This window comes from Lentzea sp. (assembly GCF_035525475.1).
Taxonomy (GTDB): domain Bacteria; phylum Actinomycetota; class Actinomycetes; order Mycobacteriales; family Pseudonocardiaceae; genus Lentzea.
On sequence record NZ_DATLEC010000094.1, the window covers coordinates 1 to 19,935 of the forward strand.

22 protein-coding genes and 3 pseudogenes are annotated in these 19,935 nt (G+C 69.3%); 16 read left to right on the forward strand and 9 right to left on the reverse strand.

The window, feature by feature from the left end; translation table 11 throughout:
• The coding region (locus tag VM306_RS16650; protein ID WP_325515900.1) for a sensor domain-containing protein at window positions 1-646 on the reverse strand (646 nt) is incomplete at its 3' end.
• 289 nt (window positions 647-935) lie between these two features.
• Here VM306_RS16650 and VM306_RS16655 point away from each other — a divergent pair.
• The 3 genes from VM306_RS16655 (at window position 936) to VM306_RS16665 (ending at window position 3,866) form a co-directional block, all read left to right on the forward strand.
• Complete coding sequence (locus tag VM306_RS16655; protein WP_325515901.1) at window positions 936-2,072, forward strand: serine hydrolase domain-containing protein; 1,137 nt, start codon at window positions 936-938, stop codon at window positions 2,070-2,072.
• Between the two features lie 208 nt (window positions 2,073-2,280).
• A complete protein-coding gene (locus VM306_RS16660) occupies window positions 2,281-3,558 on the forward strand; it encodes a serine hydrolase domain-containing protein (RefSeq protein WP_325515902.1) in 1,278 nt (425 codons plus the stop codon).
• A 152-nt stretch (window positions 3,559-3,710) separates the two neighbouring features.
• Window positions 3,711-3,866, forward strand: coding sequence for a hypothetical protein (locus VM306_RS16665; RefSeq protein ID WP_325515903.1), 156 nt, complete (start codon window positions 3,711-3,713; stop codon window positions 3,864-3,866).
• A 1,055-nt stretch (window positions 3,867-4,921) separates the two neighbouring features.
• On the opposite strand, the pseudogene VM306_RS16670 reads toward VM306_RS16665, so the two are convergent.
• Window positions 4,922-5,059: pseudogene (locus VM306_RS16670) on the reverse strand (IS5/IS1182 family transposase); the annotation flags it as partial.
• A 117-nt stretch (window positions 5,060-5,176) separates the two neighbouring features.
• Between VM306_RS16670 and VM306_RS16675 the strand changes: the two are divergent.
• The 8 genes and pseudogenes from VM306_RS16675 to VM306_RS16710 all read left to right on the forward strand — a co-directional run.
• On the forward strand, window positions 5,177-5,425 hold the full coding sequence (locus tag VM306_RS16675) for a WGxxGxxG family protein (protein WP_325515904.1): 249 nt from the start codon (window positions 5,177-5,179) through the stop codon (window positions 5,423-5,425).
• Window positions 5,426-5,953: 528 nt separating this feature from the next.
• A complete protein-coding gene (locus VM306_RS16680; protein WP_325515905.1) occupies window positions 5,954-6,199 on the forward strand; it encodes a hypothetical protein in 246 nt (81 codons plus the stop codon).
• A 39-nt stretch (window positions 6,200-6,238) separates the two neighbouring features.
• Window positions 6,239-7,144 (forward strand): GNAT family N-acetyltransferase, encoded by a 906-nt coding sequence (locus VM306_RS16685; protein ID WP_325515906.1) that lies wholly within the window; start codon window positions 6,239-6,241, stop codon window positions 7,142-7,144.
• A 504-nt stretch (window positions 7,145-7,648) separates the two neighbouring features.
• Window positions 7,649-8,017 carry a roadblock/LC7 domain-containing protein gene (locus VM306_RS16690; protein ID WP_325515907.1) on the forward strand — a complete coding sequence of 123 codons (369 nt, stop codon included), beginning with the start codon at window positions 7,649-7,651 and terminating at the stop codon, window positions 8,015-8,017.
• Between the two features lie 162 nt (window positions 8,018-8,179).
• Window positions 8,180-8,434: pseudogene (locus tag VM306_RS16695) on the forward strand (hypothetical protein); the annotation flags it as partial.
• 83 nt (window positions 8,435-8,517) lie between these two features.
• Window positions 8,518-9,375 (forward strand): NYN domain-containing protein, encoded by an 858-nt coding sequence (locus tag VM306_RS16700; RefSeq protein WP_325515908.1) that lies wholly within the window; start codon window positions 8,518-8,520, stop codon window positions 9,373-9,375.
• A 96-nt stretch (window positions 9,376-9,471) separates the two neighbouring features.
• Window positions 9,472-10,335 carry a peptidase inhibitor family I36 protein gene (locus tag VM306_RS16705; protein WP_325515909.1) on the forward strand — a complete coding sequence of 288 codons (864 nt, stop codon included), beginning with the start codon at window positions 9,472-9,474 and terminating at the stop codon, window positions 10,333-10,335.
• A 336-nt stretch (window positions 10,336-10,671) separates the two neighbouring features.
• A pseudogene (locus tag VM306_RS16710) lies at window positions 10,672-10,920 on the forward strand (carboxylesterase family protein); the annotation flags it as partial.
• A 67-nt stretch (window positions 10,921-10,987) separates the two neighbouring features.
• Here the strand turns inward: VM306_RS16710 and VM306_RS16715 are convergent.
• Both VM306_RS16715 and VM306_RS16720 read right to left on the reverse strand, forming a co-directional pair.
• Complete coding sequence (locus tag VM306_RS16715; protein WP_325515910.1) at window positions 10,988-11,179, reverse strand: hypothetical protein; 192 nt, start codon at window positions 11,177-11,179, stop codon at window positions 10,988-10,990.
• Between the two features lie 14 nt (window positions 11,180-11,193).
• The gene (locus tag VM306_RS16720) at window positions 11,194-12,402 is read right to left on the reverse strand and encodes a helix-turn-helix domain-containing protein (protein ID WP_325515911.1); all 1,209 of its coding nucleotides are present in this window, start codon (window positions 12,400-12,402) and stop codon (window positions 11,194-11,196) included.
• A gap of 278 nt (window positions 12,403-12,680) precedes the next feature.
• On the opposite strand from VM306_RS16720, the gene VM306_RS16725 reads away from it, so the two are divergent.
• Complete coding sequence (locus VM306_RS16725; protein ID WP_325515912.1) at window positions 12,681-12,926, forward strand: hypothetical protein; 246 nt, start codon at window positions 12,681-12,683, stop codon at window positions 12,924-12,926.
• Between the two features lie 2 nt (window positions 12,927-12,928).
• Here the strand turns inward: VM306_RS16725 and VM306_RS16730 are convergent, their stop codons facing one another.
• From VM306_RS16730 to VM306_RS16745, 4 genes are all read right to left on the reverse strand, one after another.
• Window positions 12,929-14,734 carry a LamG-like jellyroll fold domain-containing protein gene (locus tag VM306_RS16730; RefSeq protein ID WP_325515913.1) on the reverse strand — a complete coding sequence of 602 codons (1,806 nt, stop codon included), beginning with the start codon at window positions 14,732-14,734 and terminating at the stop codon, window positions 12,929-12,931.
• Between the two features lie 77 nt (window positions 14,735-14,811).
• Entirely contained in the window at window positions 14,812-15,450 is a 639-nt protein-coding gene (locus VM306_RS16735) for a DNA alkylation repair protein (protein ID WP_325515963.1), read from the reverse strand.
• 57 nt (window positions 15,451-15,507) lie between these two features.
• Window positions 15,508-15,876 (reverse strand): MerR family transcriptional regulator, encoded by a 369-nt coding sequence (locus VM306_RS16740; protein ID WP_325515914.1) that lies wholly within the window; start codon window positions 15,874-15,876, stop codon window positions 15,508-15,510.
• A 9-nt stretch (window positions 15,877-15,885) separates the two neighbouring features.
• Window positions 15,886-16,251, reverse strand: a complete 366-nt coding sequence (locus tag VM306_RS16745; RefSeq protein ID WP_325515915.1) for a hypothetical protein — start codon at window positions 16,249-16,251, stop codon at window positions 15,886-15,888.
• Window positions 16,252-16,364: 113 nt separating this feature from the next.
• On the opposite strand from VM306_RS16745, the gene VM306_RS16750 reads away from it, so the two are divergent.
• From VM306_RS16750 to VM306_RS16765, 4 genes are read left to right on the forward strand one after another with little or no spacing between them, the layout of a single operon-like run.
• The gene (locus VM306_RS16750; protein ID WP_325515916.1) at window positions 16,365-17,255 is read left to right on the forward strand and encodes an ABC transporter ATP-binding protein; all 891 of its coding nucleotides are present in this window, start codon (window positions 16,365-16,367) and stop codon (window positions 17,253-17,255) included.
• Window positions 17,252-17,989 carry an ABC transporter permease gene (locus VM306_RS16755; RefSeq protein WP_325515917.1) on the forward strand — a complete coding sequence of 246 codons (738 nt, stop codon included), beginning with the start codon at window positions 17,252-17,254 and terminating at the stop codon, window positions 17,987-17,989. Before VM306_RS16750 ends, VM306_RS16755 begins: the two co-directional genes overlap by 4 nt.
• Window positions 17,986-19,050, forward strand: coding sequence for a sensor histidine kinase (locus VM306_RS16760; RefSeq protein ID WP_325515918.1), 1,065 nt, complete (start codon window positions 17,986-17,988; stop codon window positions 19,048-19,050). Before VM306_RS16755 ends, VM306_RS16760 begins: the two co-directional genes overlap by 4 nt.
• Window positions 19,047-19,649: a response regulator transcription factor gene (locus VM306_RS16765; protein ID WP_325515919.1), complete on the forward strand. Its 603-nt coding sequence runs from the start codon at window positions 19,047-19,049 to the stop codon at window positions 19,647-19,649. Before VM306_RS16760 ends, VM306_RS16765 begins: the two co-directional genes overlap by 4 nt.
• Here the strand turns inward: VM306_RS16765 and VM306_RS16770 are convergent.
• Complete coding sequence (locus VM306_RS16770) at window positions 19,646-19,867, reverse strand: hypothetical protein (protein WP_325515920.1); 222 nt, start codon at window positions 19,865-19,867, stop codon at window positions 19,646-19,648. The genes VM306_RS16765 and VM306_RS16770 overlap by 4 nt on opposite strands.
• Window positions 19,868-19,935: the final 68 nt, after the last annotated feature.

Here is a 19,935-nt window from a genome sequence, read left to right on the forward strand (position 1 = left end):
CGGCGTGCGCGTCGAGAGCGGCGGCGCGGGTGACGGTCAGCTCGGTGATCCGCAGCGAGAGGCCGGTGCCAGGGGGAGGCGCCAGCAGGTGCCGGCCCGGCCACTCCTGCACCCGGACGAGCGCCGGCCCGAGCACGACGAGGAAGGCGGCGGAGAGCACGCCGGACAGCGCCACGACCAACGCGCCGGTGAGGTCCGTGACCTTCGAGAAGATGTTCCAGAAGAGGAAGGTGGGAGTGTTGTCCGAGGGTGGCAGCACGTAGTACCAGAACGGGTAGGTCGTGTTCTGCAGCATCGTGGCCGGCAGCGCGATCGCGACGAACCCGATGGCCAAACCGGCTGTGGCGTGCAGCGGCAGCCAGGCCAGCTCACGTCGCACGGCCACGTCGCGCAGCGCGGCGCGCGTCTGCTGCGGCACCGCGTCGGGGGCGAGAACGTCGAGCCGGACCCGTTCCCGGTTCGCGACCGACCGCAGCGTGCGCAGGGCGGAGGGCACCAGGAGAATGCCGGCACCGACGCAGCTGAGCAGCCCGACCACGCCGATCCAGACGAGGACGGCCAGTGCGAGCAACGCCGTGCCGAAGCCGCCGAGGAGGCGCGCGATGGCATCGAGTGTCGACCGCAGTCGTTCCCGCACCTGTGCCATGCCACCTCCCTGCCGGACCTTATCCGATCGACACAGCCGAAGTCGGATTCAGGTCGACCTGCTGTTGTGGACGATCCGCTGGGGCGTGAGCAGCTCGGTCACCGGGGTGGCACCGCTACTTCTGTTGTCCAGCAGGCTGGATTGTCGACCTGGATGGGGGTGAACAGACTGAGGCCGTTCGATGTGCGCAGGATCGACATCCGCGCGGAATCTAGGAGTGGCTGCCTTGTTCAAATCCTCTTCCCAGCGAGATCGGCCTTTTTCGCCGCGGTATCGCCGTGTGACCACCGTGGCGGCAGTCGCGGTCGCGGCGGGCAGTCTCGCGTTCGTCGGCCCGGCCCCGATCACCCAGGCCGAACCTCGCCGCGATGCGATTCAGCAGGGCTTGGACAAGATCGTCGGTACCGACCGGCACCCTGGAGCGCTGGCCGCTGTCCGGGACCAGCACGGCCGGACCCGCCACTACACGGCCGGGGTCGGTGATCTGCGGACCGGTAGCAAGGTACCGGCGAACGGCAGGGTGCGAATCGGCAGCGCCAGCAAGATGTTCGCCTCTGTGGTCGTACTGCAGTTGGTGGGGGAGGGCAAGGTGGAGCTCGACGCATCGATCGAGAAGTACCTGCCGGGCCTGGTGCGGGCCAAGGGCGTGGACGCGAACAAGGTCACGGTCCGCCAGCTGCTGCAGCACAACAGCGGCCTGCCCGAGTACACCGAGTCGTTGTTTCCGGAAATGGGCGACTTGCTTCCGTACCAGCACGTCTACCTCGAACCGCGGGAACTGCTCGACCTGGCGAACGCCAGGGTGGACGGCAAGCCCGCCGGCAGCGGCTGGTCCTACAGCAACACGAACTACGTCCTGGCCGGGATGATCGCCCAGCGGGTCACCGGTCGCCCGTTCAACGAGCTGGTGACCACCAGGGTGATCGAGCGGATCGGTCTGCGCGACACGTACGCGCCCGAGGTCGGCGAGCAGGACATCCGCGGCCGGCACCCCCAGGGCTACCAGCGCAATCCGGTGACCGACGAGCTGCTCGACTTCACGCAGATGGACCCGAGCTGGGGCTGGGGGGCCGGCCAGCTGATCTCCACGCCTGGTGATGTCACCACCTTCCTGAGTGCGCTGCTGGGCGGGAAGCTTCTCGAACCGGCCCAGCTGGCCCAGCTGCGCACCACCATCCCGACGGACGCGACGGACCCGAAGTCGGGCCAGGGCTACGGACTCGGCATCTTCAGCATCCCGTTGAGCTGTGGAAAGGTCGCGTGGGGCCACGGCGGCGTCATCCCGGGTTACGCGAACGACAACGCGGTCACCGATGACGGCCGCGCGGTAACCATCGTGGTCACCGCGACGCAAGGATCGGTGAAGGACAAATCCGTCGCCGCGGACCGGGCCGCGCTCTTCGACGCCGCACTCTGCGCGAACTGACCCCTGGGCAGAGCACAGGCAGCTTCCGCACTGGGAAGCCACACAACGGCAAGGGCTCGGGTGGGTGCTCAACGCATCCGCCCGAGCCCTTGCCGCACGTGCGTCTCCGCGGGATCCGGCCGGCCGGGGCGTCGATGGAGGTGGTGCTGGCTGTACCAGAGTTGTGCAGCGCGGGGGATCGTCGGGAGCCGGGGGCCGCGGCAACACTATGGGTGTCAGCGCGAACGTCCAATTTGGAGAGTGTCTTTTGTTACAAGGTCTGAGTCGCCCGGCCGGAACCAGCCCGGGCCCAGCGCGTCGTCGTCGTGGTGTGGTCGTGGCGGCAATCGCGGCGGTGGCGGTTGCCGGTATCGCGGTGAGCTCGGCGGCCTCGGCGGCCTCGGCGGATGCGTTGAAGGAGAAGTCGACGCCGGTTCGCGACAAGTCGCTGCAGGCGGGCCTGGAGGAGTTGGTCAAGGACGGAACTCTGCCGGGGGCGCTGATGTCGGTGCGGAACCGGGACGGCCGGGTGGTGAACTACACCGCCGGGGTGGGGGACATTCGGACGAAGTCGAAGGTGCCGACGGACGGCTACGTGCGAATCGCCAGCAGCACCAAGATGTTCACCGCGGTGGCGATCCTGCAACTGGCCGGAGACGGCAAGCTCGCGCTGGACGACACGGTGGAGAAGATTCTGCCGGGTGTGGTGCGGGGTACCGGTGACGGTGCGGCGGTCGATGGCCGGAACATCACCATCAGGCAGCTGCTGAACCACACCAGCGGGATGACCCAGGCAATGCCCCTCATGCCCAGGGGAATCCTGCCGATCAAGGACCGGTACTTCGACGCCAGGGAGTTGCTCGACGCGGCGTTGACGCAAGCACCGGCGGTCGCTCCGGGACAGGACCGGGCGTTCAAGTACAGCAACGCCGGCTACGTGCTGCTGGGCCTGGTGGCGCAGAAGGCGGCGGGACGGCCGCTCGCCGAGGTGATCACGGATCAGATCATCAACCGGATCGGGCTGAAGGAGACGTACTACCCGGGACCGGGCGACCGCGAGATCCGTGCGCCACACCCGCAGGGTTACCTGCCGCCCACGGACGACGAGGGCAAGGAGATCCCCGGTGAACTGATCGACATCACCCGGTTCGACCCGTCGATCGCCGGCGCTGCGGGGCAGATCATCGCCACCCCGAGCGACGTGAACAAGTTCCTCGTCGCCCTGCAGACGGGCCGGCTGCTCAAGCCCCGCGAGATGGCGGAGATGCGTCAGACGGTCGATGCGTCCGCCATTCTCCCGGGATGGCGCTACGGTCTGGGTCTCACCGAGATCCCGCTCAGCTGCGGAGGCGTGGTGCGCGGCCACGGCGGCGACGCCGACGGTTTCCAGAGCCGCTCCGCGATCACCCCCGATGGCAGGGCGGTCACCATCGTCGCGACGAACGACGGAGCTCGCATCATGGAAGTTCTCACCTTCTTCGACAAGGTCCTGTGCGCCACGAAGTAGAAGCCGTCCTACCTGAACACCCTCACCGGCCGATGCGATGGAGGAACCACCGCACCGGCCGGTGAGCTTTGTCGGAACGACCCGACGACGCTCATTCGGACCGGGACGACGCGCGTCGGCTCGACTCCTGCTCAGCTGCGACCGCAAACCTCGTGCTCAAACGCCTCGACGAAGCCGCGCTGTCCACGCTGCTGATCGCCATGCCCGAGGGCGACGGCCACTACCTCCTCGACATGGTCGAACAGCTCCAGGCCCTCCTGGACATCGCCAACTGGAGCACAACTGGAGCACGGTCCGGCGCTGGGTGAAATAGGGTCTTGGGTTTGCTCCAGGTCCGGCGAGTTGACCGACCCGACGGGCGCGGTGGTGACTGAGATCGCCCCTGCGAACCGGACACCCTGATCCCGGACACTGCTCTGGGGAAGGGTGTCCTGGTGTCACGTTCGTCGAAGTTTCCCGAGCAGTTCCGCGAGGACGCGGTCGAGCCGGCCCGGTCCTCGGACCGGCCGTTGCGGCACGTCGCCCGGCGTCTCCGCGAGCGAACAGGAGGAGTTGCGGGTGCTGCGCAAGCGTGTAGCCGAGCTGGAGAAGGAGATCCTCCGCAAGGCAGCCGCCTATTTCGTCAAGGAGATGGGTCGTTGACCCGCAGCTACCGGTTCATCTCCGAACACCGCGCCGTCTTCGGCGTCGCCCGGCTGTGCCGAGTCCTGGACGTGCGTCGTCCTGGCTTCTACGAGTGGCTGGCCGCCGCGCCCGCGCCCGCGCGCGCCGAGCAGGCTGCCGACGAGCGGCTCGTCGGGGACATCACCGAGGTCCACGCCGGGCACCGCGGTGCCTACGCTCGGCCGAGGATCACCGCCACGCTGCGCCGCCGCGACCGGCGGGTCAACTTCCGAACCACGATCACCGATCTCGGCGCGCGACCGTCGGTAGGCCGAGTCGGTTCGTGCTACGACAACGCAGTCGCCGAGTCGTTCTTCGCCACGCTCAAAGCCGAGATCGGCACCACCGTGTGGGCCACTCGCGCCGACGCCCGCAGCGACGTGTTCTCTACCTCGGCTACTACGACCCCGACCGTCTACAGTCGACACTCGACCACCGAACACCCCACGAAACCCGCGTCAGCTGTCGTCAAGGCCCGCCCTCGTGGCATGACCCCGGTGTCCGGTCTTTGGGGGCAACCTCACGAACCAGTATGCCGCCACCACACCTGTACAGCCGACAGGGACAACCACCCCATGCTTCAACGGACGAGTCAAGCCCGTCTCTCCCTGTGTACGACCAAGGCAACTCCGCTCATCGGCATGGTCGGATGTTCGTCCAGCGCGTACTTATCTTGGGTGGGTGAGCCGGAAACGGGCGCCGCCGAGGTGGTCTGTGGCACGTGGATGGCTTTGGCCAGTTGGCCGGCGCGGCGGGGACAGCAGCGGAGTTTGCGGAGGATGCGCCAGGCCTTGAGCTGGGCGTTGGCGCGTTCGCCGGGGCCGCGGAGGCGGGCGTGACAGGTACGCGGTGCCCAGAGCTGCACTCGAACGTGTGATTTTCGCCGATCAGTACATGCGTGGTTCCTTCGGCGGTACCCCGGAGTTTCTGAAAACGATCGTCCGGAGGAGATGACATGGATACCGCGAAGCGACTCGTGGCTGTTCTCGTTCTCGGCGCAGCCCTCGCCGGAGTCCCAGTGGTTTCGGCGCTCGCCGACGGCGCTGCGCCGCGCGCTACGACGGTGGTGACGGCTCAGGACGACAACAACGACGACGACAGCAGCGGCAACTGGGGTTTGCTGGGCCTCCTCGGTCTGCTGGGCTTGGCAGGCCTGGCGGGACGGAAGCGGAACCAGGTCACCGATCGCACCATGGGCCGGTGACCCGAGCGGAGCCAGTGGAAGCGAGAGTCGGTCATGCGCTTCGGCAACACCCAGGTCGAGTTCTTGGGTGGCCGCGCGGGATGCCTGACGACGCTGATCATCTCCGTGGTGCTGTCGGTCCTGCTCACCGTTCTGCTGAACGCCGTGCTGTGACGGGTGATCCGAGGTGGGCGGCGTGCCTTCCACCCTTGGGCGCCTGCCCGTCGCGGTCACCCACCCGATCCGGCGTCTGACGGTGAGGCCTCGGGCGGAGCGGAGTGGCATGCGCGGTTGACGCGGAAGCCCACCGGCGGGATCAGCAGCTCGGACCCTTGAGCAGCCACAACGGAGTTCTCATGCTGTGTGGTCAGGTCCACGATTCATACAGCACACGAATCGCCCGCCTACCTGCGCAGACAGGTAGGCGGGCGATTCGTGTTTTGTCTGTCCGGCGAGAACTGTCGTGGCCCGACGTGAGCAAGGCGCGGAGGCCGCGAGGCTCATCTTGGTTCTGCGCCGGCTTGGCTCAAGGCTCGTGAGGTGTACGACGTGACGTCCAGACCAATAGCGGATCCGGCTGACGACGGTGCGGCCGAGGACGTGAAGGTCGGCGAGAAGGCGAAGTGGCCGACGCCGAAGGACGGAGGCGGCTGCACGCTGATGATCCTCGACGTCAACGCCGTGCTGATCTTCGAGAGCAAGCCCTCGTACAAGCCAGCGCCGAGATCGGAGCCGTGTCGGGGGCCGCTGCGTGAGCTCGCGAAGTCGTTCTACGACGCGGTGCGGACGCGGTAGCACGCCAGGGCTGGTGCGTGCGCGACCGAGGGGCCGGGGATGACCCGGAACGTCGGGCTCGAAGCGTTGGACCCTGATCAGGCGGAGCTGGGTGATCTGCTGGCCTGGCACGCGTTCGCGATGGCGGTGCGGAAGGCCGAGAAGCCCGATCGGGAGGCGATTCCGTTCGACGGGTGGGTCGCCGACCTGCGCCTGCCCGATGCGGGATACGGCCCGCGTGAGTTCTGGGGTGTGCGCCGGGACGGTGAGTTTCTGGCGACGGTTCAGGTGTACCTGTTGGAAGGCGAGAACGACCAGGTTGCTCGGACGAGCATCACGGTCGCCCCTGGCTGGCGGCGTGCGGGCGTTGGCACTGCCGTCCTGCATCTGCTGCCGCTGTTGGAGGCGCGCGGCAGGACTGTTGTCGAGGGGTGGGACGTGCCCGTCCCCGCCGGGTACCGGGTGGTGGAGTGGTCCGGTGAGGTGCCGGAGGAGTTGGTGGGCTCGTTCGCCCGCGCTCTCACCGCCATGCGTGACGCGCCGATCGGTGAGTCTGGTGTGGTGTTTCCGGTGTGGACTGCCGTCGGGGTCCGGGAGGCGGAGGCGGAGCTGCGCGCCAGCGGTATCGGTCGGCGCGGTGTGCTTGCGGTGAACGAGGCCACGGGTGAAGTTGCCGCGTTGACCCTGTTGGACTTTTATCCGACGTTGCCCAGTCGGGGTGTTCAGCGGGACACCGTGGTGGTCCCCTCCGAGCGCGGTCGTGGGCTCGGGTTGTGCGTCAAGGCCCGGATGCTGCGGTGGCTGCGGGAACAACGGCCGGAGATCGACCGCGTGCACACCGGGACCGGCAGCGACAACGAGCACATGATCAGGATCAACCACCTGCTCGGCTACCGGACGCCCCAGGTCTCCGTCGCCGTCAACGCGAAGATCTCCGACCTGCATAGCGCGAGACCGCAGTTCTGATGGCGGCGGCATTTCGATACTTCGTTGATGTATTTCTTTGATGGATCGGTCGGTGGTCGATTAGTTATGGAACAAACCGGCTGGTCGAGTTTGCTGGTCGGCGTGGAATGCTTCACTCGATCGTGTGACACCGGCGTGTTCATGGGGTGGCGGGGGATAAGAAGTAACGACGGCGGGTGCCCTTTCGATGTGGGTGACTGCACGATTGGGTGGTCAGTGTGGCCGGTTACCCGTTCTGTGATGTCGAATTGACTCGGAGTGACTTCTGATACGCGATCATCTGGCTGCGTTCGGAATGTTGCCTTCGCGGTCGGCCGGGTCTTTATCCGGTCACCGTCGAGATTTTCCGGATGATCGGCGAAGGGGTGCTGGAGATCGCCTCGCCGGACGTGTCGTTCAGCTTTTCGCGTGAGGGCTGGCTTCGTTGCGCCCTCGGGCAGAACTGTCGGAGGCAGGGCGCTCCGTATGAACCGTTCAGCCTTTCCTGAACAGGAAGGAACAGCAGTGGACTACGACGCCCTGGTCGCCGAGTTGCGGCAGCTCCGGGAGAACGTCGCCGGGGTCACCGACACGGTGATAGCCGCGTCCGACGGTATTCCGATCATTTCCGACGTGGCGAAGAGCGTCGACCCCGCGCACATCTCCGCGCTCGCGGCCGCCGATCTCGGCATCGCGCGCCAGGCTGCGGAGGTGATGGGTCTGGGCAAGCTCAGCCAGACCGTGGTGTTCGGCAACAAGGGCTACATGGCCGTGTACGCCATCGGCCGGATGTCGTTGATGGTCGCGCTGGGGGACAAGGGGCTGAACCTCGGGCGCCTGCTCCACGAGTCCCGGCCCGCGATCGAGCGGATCGAGTCGATCCTGACGCCTTAGCGCGCCGTCCGCCGAACGAAGTAGTGGTCGCAGCACATGTCCATCCTCGGTTCATTGCGCTCGTCAATGACGTCTTTGTGGGGACTTGTCCGAACGCGGCCGGGGCACGAGCGGTCCGCCGTGTCGCCTCGGCCACCAGTTGACGTAGGGAAGTGGAATTTGATGAACATCGATACCGCGCTCAAAGAGGCCATGTCGATCGGCGGCGCTGTCGGTGTCGCGCTGGTCGACTACGACAGCGGCATGTCCCTCGGCCACGCGGGCGGAGGTGACTGGCTGAACCTGGAGATCGCCGCGGCCGGCAACACCGAGGTCGTGCGGTCGAAGCTCCGCGTCATCCAGACCCTCGGGCTCAGCGACAGCATCGAGGACATCCTGATCACGTTGCACCGCCAGTACCACCTCATCCGGCTGGTCGCGGCCGGGACCGCCACCCCGGGCCGCGCTGTACGCGCGGTCGCACGGCCTGGTGTGACCAGGCCGGGAGGTAGTGTCGTCCGGTGGGAAAGATCGTCCGCATCGGCGTGTTCTACGACGGAACGTGGTTCGCGTACCTCAGCGACTTCTACGCGACCGCGCACCGCAGGGCCGCGCGGATCGCGTTGGACGGCCTGCACGACGCGCTGCGCTGGTACGTGCACCGGGAGACCGGGCTGCCGCTCGACGAGTGCGTGGTCGCCGAGGCGCACTACGCGCGGGGCCGCATCGAGACGCCTGCCGTGTCCTTCGACGCGGCGCTGACCGCGGCCGGGATCATCCGCCACGACCTGCCTCTCGTCGGGGGCAAGGAGAAGGGCGTCGACGTCCACCTCGCGCTGGAGGCGTGGGACCGGGCCATGTCGGTGCCGCTGGACTGGGTCGTCCTGCTGACCGGGGACGCCGACTTCACCCCGCTCGTGACACGGCTGACCGAGCGCGGTGTGCACGTGGTCGTGCCGGTCGTCGACGTGCGGGTCGTCGACAAGCCGCCGGCCTGGACCCCGCGGACCGCGGCGCCGTTGCGGGCCGCCACGCCGTTCACGCCGGGGTTCGACGCGCTGTTCGACCCCGCGGACAGGGCCGGCTACCCGTTGCGGCGCGCGTTCGTGCGGTCCGCCGAGGCCGTGGCGTCGCCGGTGGGATCACCTCGCGGACGCCGGCGAGGAACGGTCGCCAGCTGGAAGTCGGGTCAGGCGCACGGGTTCATCACCGACAGTCGCGGTGGTTCCTGGTTCGTTTCCCGCGACGATCTCCCACAAGGGCTGACGCTGTTGTTGGCGGGCACTCCCGTGTCGTTCACGGGGTCGCCCGTTCCGTTGGCCGGCAGGAAGTACCCGAGGGCCCAGGCCGTTCGCCTGGACGACTTTCCGCGCGCCTGACAAACCGGTGGCGGCCGGTGTCAGCGGAATGTCAGCGCCGGTCGCGATCCTTCATCTCACAACGAAGGATCTCCCTGCACGAGTAAGGGCTCACGGGTGCTGAAGAAATCTGTTTTTGTGGTGATGATGGGTGCGCTGATCAGCGCATCTTTCGGTGCGGGGGCGGCCAACGCGGCGACTGCGCGCAACGGTGCCTGCGAGTCGGGTGAGTTCTGCCTGTACTACAACAGCGACCAGGCCGGTTCGGTGTCCGACTTCGACACGTCGATCTCCGACTACGGCGACGACCAGCCCAGCTGCTACGAGTTCAAGAGCGCCGGCAACGGCCAGGGCCTGTGCGTGAAGAACAACGCCGCCGCCGTCTGGAACCGCACCAGCAGCTCGGTGACCGTGTACTTCAACAGCGGCTACGCCGGTCCGCACCAGACGGTCGCGGCCGGTGCCAAGGCCAACCTGAACTCGGACCTCAAGAACGAGAACGCGTCCCACAAGTTCGCCGACAACGGTGGTGGCGGCGGTGGTGGCGGCACGTACGCCGCTCCGCCCAGCAACCCGAACCCGTCCGCGGCCGCCCGCGCGCCGCAGGCCACGGCCCGCACGCAGTTCGTCGACGACCAGATCGCCCGCCTGACCGGCGAGAAGGACTGCTGGGTCGGCGACTACCGCAGCTACGAGCCGTCGACGAGCAACCACAACACCGGCAACGCGCTCGACTGCACCATCTCCAACGCGATCGGGTCCTACCCGTCGGCGTCGCAGAAGGAACAGGGCTGGAAGCTCGCGCGCTGGGTGCAGAAGTACGCGTCGCAGCTCGACGTCCGGTACGTGATCTGGCAGGGCAAGATCTGGAGCGTCGCCCGTTCGTCCGAGGGCTGGCGCGATTACACCGCGGGCAGCGGTGTGACCGGCGGTCACTACGACCACGTGCACGTCTCGATGCAGAACCCGTACGGCGACTGATCGACATCGTGTGATCGAAGGTGGGCAGCGAATTCGCTGCCCACCTTTCGTCGTTTCCGGCGTTCACCTTCGTCGGTGGAACGAGCGACTTCCGCGGCTCACCTGACGCCCCGATCGCGATGTCCTTGCTGGGAAACGAATGGGGTTCGTTGTGAGGAAACTGTGGCTGGTGCCCGTTGTGGCGGCTTTGGTCATATCGGGCGGAACTGCCGCCGGCGCTGCGGACAAATCGGTCGTGCGGACCGAATTCGGTGCCGTGCGGGGAGAAGTCAGCGGCGGTACGAGGGTGTTCGAGGGAATTCGTTACGCGGCGCCCCTGGAATGCCAGCGTGACCCGTCGACTACCGGCTGCGGATCTTCGGGTTCTTCGGGATGCCGGGTCTCGCGGGCTCCGGGACGTTCGGGCTGTGAGACCAGCAGGCGGCGTTGCGGTGGGTGCGCTCCACCATCGGCGCTTTCGGCGGGGACCCGCACAACATGACGCTGGCGGGTCAGTCCGCCGGTGCGATGAGCGTCTGCGCGCAGCTCACCCCGCCCTCTGCGGCCGGGCTGTTCGGCAGGGCCGTGATGCGGAGCGGGTCGTGCGGGACCGCGGCTCTCACCGGTACCGCCCGCGATGCCGCCGGGTGCACGCGTCGGACCTGTGGGACTTCTACGACCTCGGCGGCAACGCGCCGAAGTTCAGCCCCGCCCAGCGACGGCTGTCGGAGTGGATGATCGACCGCTGGGCCGCGTTCGCCCGCGGCGGGGATCCGGGCTGGCCCGGATCCACCACGGGACGGCCGCACGTCCAGTCGCTCGCACCGGACGCCGTGGGACCGTCGGCCTGGCGGCGGAGCACCACTGCGGGTTCTGGGCTCAGGAACGCAGGTCGTGAACCATCAGTGAGGCCGCGAGCAGCCGGACGTCCGCGGGGTCGGCGGGGTTGTAGCCGGTGAGCTCCGTGACGCGGCGCAGGCGGTAGTTCAGCGTGTTGCGGTGCAGGTGCAGCTTCTCGGCGGTGCGGTGGCGGTTGTGGTCGTTGTCGAGGAACTCCCGCAGCGTGTGCAGCAGGTCGGGGTGCTCCGCCAGCTTGTCCATCACGCGGGCCAGGCGCTTGCGGCCGGGGCCGGGGCGGCACAGCTGGTACTCGAGCAGCACGTCGTCGAGGACGTACGCGCCGGGCGGGCGGCCGAGCCGCTGGACCAGCTCGGCGATGTCGGCGGCCTGCCTGGCCGCGGTGGGGACGTCCTCGCGGCTCTCCGCGGCGGCGATCCCGCCGACCAGACCGGTGCCCGCCGCCGTGTGCAGCCTGCGGACCAGGTCGGCGGCGTCGGCCAGCTCCTGCTCCACGGTCTCGGCCGACGTGGGCAGCAGCACGGTGCCGCCGTCGTGGTCCAGCGCGGACAGCGCGTGCTTCGGCAGCTCCGCCCGCAGCCGCCGGACCAGCGCGTGGGCGGCGAACCTCGCGTCCGCGGCCTCGGCGGGCGGGGGCAGGGCGACCCGCACGGCGAGGACCACGTGGTGGTTGGACAGCTCGAGACCGATCCGCTCGGCCAGCGGCTCGGCCTCCCTGCCGGTCAGCAGCGCCGCGACCAGCGCACGGCCCGCCTCCCGTCGTTCGGCGTGCAGGGCCTGCTGTTCGGTGAGGTAGGACGCGGCGACGGCGGGCACCGCGACGCTCAGGTACTGCAGCAGCGCGGGCACGGTCGCCAGAAGGTCGTCCACCTCGTCCTTTTCCGCGACGTCCGCCATCGCCGACCACCCGACGAGCGCGGCGACGTGGTACGTGCTGAGCACGACGTCGAGCGGCACGCCCTGCTGCGCCCTGCGCACCGCCGTGGCGATCTGGTCGGCGAGCTCGTCGGCCGCCGGTGGCCGCTGTTCCCGCAGCGCCCGCAGGAACACCTGCAGGTTGCGGGTCACCGCCTCGGTGATCTCCCGGTCCACGAGCTGGTGCGGCAGCTGCCGGTAGGCGGCGGACCTGGTGAAGAACGCCTCCAGCACCTTCTCGGCGATGCCGGGGATCTGCGTCGCGGCGCGCTCGTACAGCGGTGCCAGCGGGTCAGGGGTTCGAATGTCGACCACCGGCAGAGGTTGGCGCACGGGGGCGGCGCGGTGCCATCGCCCGAAGCGGTCGTCTTCGGTGAGCGGTGTGCACGAAAAGAGCGACTCCGCGTTGTGCACCTGCCCGAAAAGTTTGACCTGATCGAGTGACGGACGGCGAGCGCGTCATCCCCGTTCGTCAGAATCGGCAGCTCACCAGGTAGGGGCGGAGTGACTTGGCACACCACGCGAGCAGCGTCCAAGAATGCATGAAGTCGTTGTTACGACGGGGCTTTCAGCGGTCCGTCGTGCAAGACCGGATGACGTGCGTCAACGCCGTCATGTTCCGCAGGGTGTGGCAGGGCACCAACGAGACGGTGCTCGCCTACTCGGAGTCGGAGGCGCTGGCCTACCGGGTCCGCCAGGAGGACGTGGACCCGGCGGACCCGTTCGTCGTCGATCCCGACCACGCGTTGTGGCAGCGCGGCGGTGAGTTCCTCGACGTCGCGGGGGAGCTCCTCGAGCTCCCCCCGACCCCGGAGCACTCCCGGTTCGCGACGGGCTGAGATCAGCCGGTCAGGAACTGGTCGGGGCGCAGCGCCCTGCCGACGACGCGCGTGTCCCCGATCGAGCCGTAGAAGCCCTGGCCGTACTTCAGCGCGAACCCGGTCGCACCGATCACGAACGGTTTGCCCTGGGTCGTGATGCCCCTGGACTCCTCCGCGGCGTTGCGCGCGATCTTGGCGCCGTCGACGTACATCGTGGTCCGCCGTCCGTCGTTGACCACCGCGACGTGCGTCCACCGGCCGACGGGGATCGCGTGGCTCCACGAGGTGGGGTCGGCGTCGCCGGGCACGGGGTAGACGACGAACTGCAGGAACCGCTCACCGGACACGTTCAGGCTGCAGGTCGGCTCGTCGTCGGACCAGCCGCTGTGCTTGCCCGCGTCACCGGCGCGGCCCTCCCAGCTCAGCACGCCCATGAACGCGTGGTCGCCGACGAACGGGCTGGGCAGCTTGAGGAACGTCTCGATGGTGTAGCCGGACTCGAACTTCGCGCTGGTGATCGGCGCCGCGGCCGACGTGCGCAGGATCGCGCCGCGGTCGGGGCCCTTGCCGCCGCCGAAGAACAGGCTGGCGTGCGCCGGCTGGTCGTCGTGGTGGTCGCGCGACCAGGTCAGCACGTCCGGAGCGCTGGAGTGCAGGTGCTCGACGGTGAGGTCGTTGCCCTTGCCGGTGAGGTCGCGGACGACCGCGCCGGGTGCGACGGGGCCCTCGGCGGCGGACGGCAGGCCCTCGGCGTCGAAACGCCAGTACGCCACCGTGTCCCTGGTCAGGACGGCACGCGCGGGACGGGGTGCGGGCAGGGGCCGCGGGAACCGGGTGCGGAAGTCGATCTCGACGGTGAACCTGTCGATCTCACCGCTGAGCTCAGCGGTCTCGGCCTCCGGCAGGGTGTTCCGCCTGGTCAGCAGCCACGGTGAGAACGTCTCGACGTCGATCACGCCGCGCGCCAGGTCGAACGAGTAGAACCGGACCATGCCCGCGCCGCCGTAGTAGCGCTCCTGGTAGTTCGTGATGTGCAGGTGCACGGGGTTGCCGTGGTCGTTGGTCAGCGTCGTGCGCCCGGACGGCCAGTAGTGCCCGTTGAGCGTGAGGAAGATCTGGTCGTTGTGCCGGATCAGCCTGTCCCAGAGGAACTGCCCGTGGCCGGACAGCACGGCCTGCGGGCTGTCGCTGACGAGGTCGTGCGTGGTGAGGATCGTCGGCAGGTCCTTGTGCTGGTCGAGCACGCCCTGCGCCCACTCGACGCCCTTGTCCGACACCCGCCAGTCCAGGGCCAGCAGCAGCCACTCGCGGCCGCCCGCCTTGATCACGTGGAAGGTGTTGTAGCCGCCGGGGGAGGCGCCGCCGAACGTCTTCATCCGCCTGAACCGGTCCGGTCCGAACGTCCGCGAGTACGGCGTGGGCCCGCGCTGGTCGTCGGTGCCGCCCGGCACGTCGTGGTTGCCGGCCAGCACGCTGTACGGGAGCTGGCCGCCGATCACGCCGAACACCGAGTCGGCGGTCCGCATCTCCTGCTCGGTGCCGTGCTCGGTCACGTCCCCGAGGTGGGCCAGGAAGACGATGTTCGCCTCGCGCCGCCGCTTCACCAGCGACCGCAGGGCCTCCCGGACGGGTTCGGGGTCCGAGCCGCCCTCGTCGAGCAGGTACTGGGTGTCCGGCAGCACCGCGATCGTGAACCGCTGGTCGTCCGGGCCTGGACCCGGCGTGGCCCCGGCGGTTCCGGTGCTGCCCAGGAGCGCGGCGGTGGCGGGTGCGGCGAACGCGGCCTGCAGCAGCGTGCGGCGCCCGATCTCTGACTGTTCGGCCATGCGGGCAGCATGTCCGGCCACATCGGACTGGAGGTTGACGGGAACGGGAACACGCGCTGAACACTGCGAGAGCGCTCTCAGCTCTGCCTGCGCACCATGTCGCGGATCCAGATCGGGGCGAACGGCGACGTGCAGTTCGGCGGCGTCGGGTAGTCCTCGAGGACCTCCAGCCGTTCGCCGATGCCGATCGCACGGGCACGCAGGTCCGGGTGCTCGATGCCGATCTGCGCCAGGCAGTGGTTCATCGCCCACTGCAGGCGTTCGGGAGCGTCCTTCATCTCCTCCTCGATCTGGTCGAGCAGTCCCGGCAGGTCGAGACCGTCGGGCTTCTTGGCCACGCGGTCGATCGTCAACGCCCACCCGGCGCTCGCGACCACCGGGTCGGGGTCGGAGAACCACGTCCGGCGGAGGTCTTCGGCGTGCGCGCTCTTCTTCACGACGTAGTTCACGAGCCAGTCGTGGACCTTGGGACGGCGGGCCTCGCGCAGCATCACGTCGAGCTCGTCGCGCGTGAACGCCTTCGGGCGGCAGATCAGCAACGCCAGCAGGCGGGCCGCGGTGTCACCGGTCGCCCACAGCCCGGCCGCCAGGTCCTGCTGGGTCTTGAGGCGCTTGGCGACAGCGCGCAGCTTGCCCAGGTTCACGCCGTGGTCGTCGCCGTGCTTCTCGTTGACCGCGCGTGCTCTCGGGTCCTCCAGCGCGGCCAGTTCGGCCATCACCTCGGCCACCGCGGTGTCTGCCACCTGTCCGACCTCCCGTTCGCCACCGGCAGCCTACGAGTCGTTCAGTGCGGCGACCACGGGACACTGCTCCTGAACGCCGTTGGTGGCGACGTCGAGCAACGCCAGCCGCACGCGTTCCAGGTCGTGCATCCGCTGCTCGATCTCGGCGACCTTGCCGGTGATCACGTCACCGAGGTCGCCGGGTGCCGTGGACGCGGACAGGATCTGCTCCACCTCGGTGAGGGTGAAGCCGAGCCGTTGGGCGCGGCGGATGAACTTCAGGCGCCGCAGCGCTTCCCGGTCGTAGTGGCGGTAACCGCCGCGGGTGCGGGCGGTCGGGACGACGAGGCCGCGGCGCTCGTAGAACCGCACGGTGCTGATGCCCACCCCGGCGGCACGGGCCAGTTCGGATATGCGCACCACGGCAAGCTACCTCCGGACCAGCGCGCGCAGCTGGGCCGCGCCCCAGAACAGCTCCAGCACCAGGAACGCCACCAGGACCTCCGGCTGCCCGCTCTGCAACGCCCAGACGAACCACAGGCTGAACAGCGCCCTGCCGGCCGTGTCGATGCCGATCAGCAACGGCTCCGGGCGCCGCCAGCGGGCGATCGACCACATCACCACCACCGTGCCGAACAACGTGGCGAACAGGAGTGCCGGTGTGTCCCCGTTCACCCCCAGCAGGTCCATCGCCGGCCCGGCGGTCCACGGCGTCACGAACGCGATGCTCGCCACGAAGTCGTACAGCGCACCTGCTCTGCCCCACCGGGTCACGGCGGACTGGTCTCTCGTCATGGCCGTCACGATGGGCCCTGCACCGTGGTGCAGGGTCAAGCTGACATTTGTCACGCCGGCCCGGTGACTGCGCCTCACTACTGGCGACCGGCCCGTTCGACCAGGCTCAACGCATGGAAACGGTGCTCGAAGTGCGCGGGGCGCGGCACAGCTACGGTGCCACGCGAGCGTTGGACGGGGTCGACCTCGACGTCGGCGCGGGGGAGTGCGTGGCGCTGCTCGGGCCGAACGGCGCGGGCAAGACGACGCTGGTGAACATGGTGATCGGGCTGCTCCCGGCCGGGGAGGGCACGGTTCGCGTCTGCGGTGGCGATCCGCGCGTCGCGGCGACCCGCCGGCAGCTGGGGGTGGTGCAGCAGTCGCTCGGGTTCCCGAACACGGTGAGGGTGGGCGAGCTCGTCACCGGTGCCGCGGTGCGTGCGGGAGTGCCGAGGTCGGCGGCCGGGCCGGTGATGGCCGAGCTGGATCTCACGGACCTGGCCGGGCGTCGGGCGTCGAAGCTCTCCGGCGGTCAGAAGCAACGGCTGCAGCTCGCCATGGCGCTGGTGGCCGATCCGCGGCTGCTGGTGCTCGACGAACCGACCGCGGGCCTGGACCTGCCGGCCCGCAGGAGGTTCTGGCAGCTGCTCGCGGAACGGCGTGAGCGGGGGACCGGCGTGCTGATCACCACGCACCTCATCGAGGAGTCGTCGGCCGTCGCCGACCGCGTGGTGGTCGTGGAGAGCGGGCGCGTGCGGGCCAGTGGCACGCCGGACGAGCTGGTGGCGCGGCTGCCCGACCGCACGGTGATCGCGCGGACGGCGTGGGACAGGGCGCGGCTCGAAGCGCTTCCCGGCGTGGTGTCGGTGCGGATCGACGGCGAGCACGTGCACCTGGGCACCCGCACGCCCGAGGCGTTGCTGCGGGTCTGGCTCGCGCAGGACCCCGGACTGACCGGCCTGCGGGTCGAGAGCGCCGGGCTGGAAGAGGCAGTGGCCGGTCTGATGGAGAGGGGTGCGGCGTGAACGCGAAGGTCTTCGGCGTGGAGCTCGCGGACGAGCTGAGGGGCATCATGCGCGAACCGGCCGCGTTGTTCTTCTCGATCATCATGCCGGTGGCGTTCTTCGCGCTGTTCGTCTCGCTGTTCGGGAAGTTCAGCAGCGGCGGGGTGTCGGCGGGGACCACGATGCTCGCCACGTTCGGCGCGTTCGGCGTGATCTCGGTCGTGCTGATGAACCCCGGCATCGGCGTCGCGGCCGATCGCGAACGCGGCTGGTTGCGGGCCAAGCAGGTCTCAGCGGTGCCGATCGGCGTGACGCTGGCGGCGAAGGTGGTGGCGGCGCTGCCCTACGCGGTGGGCGTGCTGCTCGCGATGACGGCGACGGCAGCGGTCACGGGGGCGCTCGACGCGCCGTTGCCCGCGGTGCTGCGGGTCCTCGCCGTGCTGATGCTCGGCGCGTTGCCGTTCGCGTTGCTGAGCCTCGCGATCGGGTTCCAGGTGGGGTCGGGCGCCGCCGCCGCGGTGCTCAACGCGATCCTGATCCCGTCGGCCGTCCTGTCCGGGCTGTGGATGCCGCTGGAGATCATGCCGGCGTTCTTCGCCGACGTGGCGCGGTTCCTGCCCACCTACCACCTGGCACGGCTGGCGCTCGCCCAGCTGACCGGCGCGCCCGCGCTGACGCACGTGCTCTTCCTGTCGGGCACCGCGATCGTGGCCGCGGCGCTGGCCGCGGTGTCGTATCGTCACGCGCGGTCATGAAAAACGTCACCGGTATCTCCCGCTGGTTCCACCTGCTGTACCTGGGGAACCTGTTGTGGTCGCCGATCTTCGACCCCGGCACCGACTGGGTGGACTGGGCGCTCGTCGCCGTCGTGGTCGCGGTGTTCGTCCCGATGTACGTGCTGTCGTGGCAGCGACCGTCGCTGGTCCGCTGGTGGTGCCTGGTGCCCACGGTGGTGCTGGGCGCGCTCGTGACGCCGTTCAACACCGGTGCCGCGGTGCTCTTCGTCTACGCGGCGGCGTTCGCGGGCCTGGCGGAGTCGCGGCGGGCGGCGATGCGGTGGTTCGTCGGCCTGTCCGCGTTGATCTGCCTGTTCACCGTGGTGTCGACGGTGCCGATGCCGTACCGGCTGTGGGGGCTGCTGCCGTCGCTGGTCTTCCTGTGGCTGGTGGGCGTCGTGCAGGTCGAGTGGTCCGAACGGGAACGCGACGCGGCCGAGCTGCGCATCCGCACCGCCCGCGTCGAGCACCTCGCCACCCTCGCCGAACGGGAACGCATCGCGCGTGACCTGCACGACCTGCTGGGCCACACGCTGACCGCGATCATCGTGCGCGCCCAGCTGGTCGCCGCCGACCCGGCTCGCGCGGCCGAGGAGGCGACGGAGATCGAACGCACGGCCCGCCTCGCGCTGGGGGAGATCCGCGACGCCGTCAGCGGGTGGCGCAGTGCGAGCCTGGAGACGGAGCTGGAGGCGGCTCGGGCGGCGTTGACGAGCCTGGGGGTCGAGGTGGTCGTGCGGCGGGACGAGGGCCTGGTGATCGTCGGCTCCACCGAGCACGAGCTGGCGCTGGCGTTGCGGGAGGCCGTGACGAACGTGGCCCGGCACGCGCACGCGTCGACCTGTCACATCGGGATCGAGGCTCGTGAGGGTGAGCTGCGGGTGGTGGTGGCGGATGACGGGATCGGCAGCCGCGGGCCCGAGGGCAACGGGCTGACCGGGATGCGCGAACGGATCGCGGCGCTCGGGGGCCTGGTGCGGCGGACCGGGTCGGCCGGCACGACGGTGACGATCGCGGTGCCGTTGCGGGTGGCGACGTGATCAGGGTCGTGCTCGCCGAGGACCAGGCGATGGTGCGCGGCGCCTTCGCCCAGCTGCTCGACCTCCAGCCCGACGTCACGGTCGTCGCGACCGCGGGCGACGGCGTCGAAGCCCTCGCGGCCGTCGCGGAACACCGGCCGGACGTGCTGCTCACCGACATCGAGATGCCGGGCAGGACCGGTCTCGACGTCGCCCAGGAGCTCCGCGGCCGGGGCGACGCCACGCGCGTCCTGATCATCACCACGTTCGCCCGCAGCGGGTACCTGCGCCGAGCGATGGACTCGGGCGTGGCGGGGTACGTGCTCAAGGACGCGCCGATCGCGGACCTGGTCTCGGCGTTGCGCCGGGTGCACGCGGGCGAACGGGTCGTGGCGCCGGAGCTCGCGATGGCGGCCTGGGACAGCGCGGACCCGCTCACTCCGAGGGAGCGCGAGCTGCTGCGCGAGGTCACGACCGGTGCGAGCAACGCCGACATCGCCGTCAGGCTGAACCTCGCCGAGGGCACGGTCCGCAACTACCTGTCGACGGCGATGGCGAAGCTGGGCGCGCGCAACCGGTCCGAGGCAGCGAACACCGCCCGGGACCGCGGCTGGCTCTAGACAGCGGCGCGGCGAGCGGCCCGGCGGCGGGCGATCGTCGGCAGGAACCACATGTAGACGCCGGTTCCCATGAGGACGAACAGCGGCAGCAGCGGCACGTACGACACCCACACCACCGAGCTGTCCACGGTCAGCGCGACCGCCGTGAACACGACCGTGGCCATGAACACCATGCTCACCACGCGGTGGAACTGGCGGATCCCCTTGGTGCTGCTCATCTTCCTGTCCTCACTGTCGTCCTGGCGATGAGGACGACGGTAGGAGCGGGAACCCCGGCGGTGCTTCT

Excerpts from the sequence above, each read along its gene's own strand:
- VM306_RS16660 (WP_325515902.1), top strand. The coding sequence starts at position 2,281 with ATGGGTGTCAGCGCGAACGTCCAATTTGGAGAGTGTCTTTTGTTACAA.
- VM306_RS16675 (WP_325515904.1), top strand. The coding sequence starts at position 5,177 with ATGGATACCGCGAAGCGACTCGTGGCTGTTCTCGTTCTCGGCGCAGCC.
- VM306_RS16685 (WP_325515906.1), top strand. The coding sequence starts at position 6,239 with ATGACCCGGAACGTCGGGCTCGAAGCGTTGGACCCTGATCAGGCGGAG.
- VM306_RS16725 (WP_325515912.1), top strand. The coding sequence starts at position 12,681 with ATGACGTGCGTCAACGCCGTCATGTTCCGCAGGGTGTGGCAGGGCACC.
- VM306_RS16730 (WP_325515913.1), bottom strand. The coding sequence starts at position 14,734 with ATGGCCGAACAGTCAGAGATCGGGCGCCGCACGCTGCTGCAGGCCGCG.
- VM306_RS16735 (WP_325515963.1), bottom strand. The coding sequence starts at position 15,450 with ATGGCCGAACTGGCCGCGCTGGAGGACCCGAGAGCACGCGCGGTCAAC.
- VM306_RS16745 (WP_325515915.1), bottom strand. The coding sequence starts at position 16,251 with ATGACGAGAGACCAGTCCGCCGTGACCCGGTGGGGCAGAGCAGGTGCG.
- VM306_RS16750 (WP_325515916.1), top strand. The coding sequence starts at position 16,365 with ATGGAAACGGTGCTCGAAGTGCGCGGGGCGCGGCACAGCTACGGTGCC.
- VM306_RS16760 (WP_325515918.1), top strand. The coding sequence starts at position 17,986 with ATGAAAAACGTCACCGGTATCTCCCGCTGGTTCCACCTGCTGTACCTG.
- VM306_RS16770 (WP_325515920.1), bottom strand. The coding sequence starts at position 19,867 with ATGAGCAGCACCAAGGGGATCCGCCAGTTCCACCGCGTGGTGAGCATG.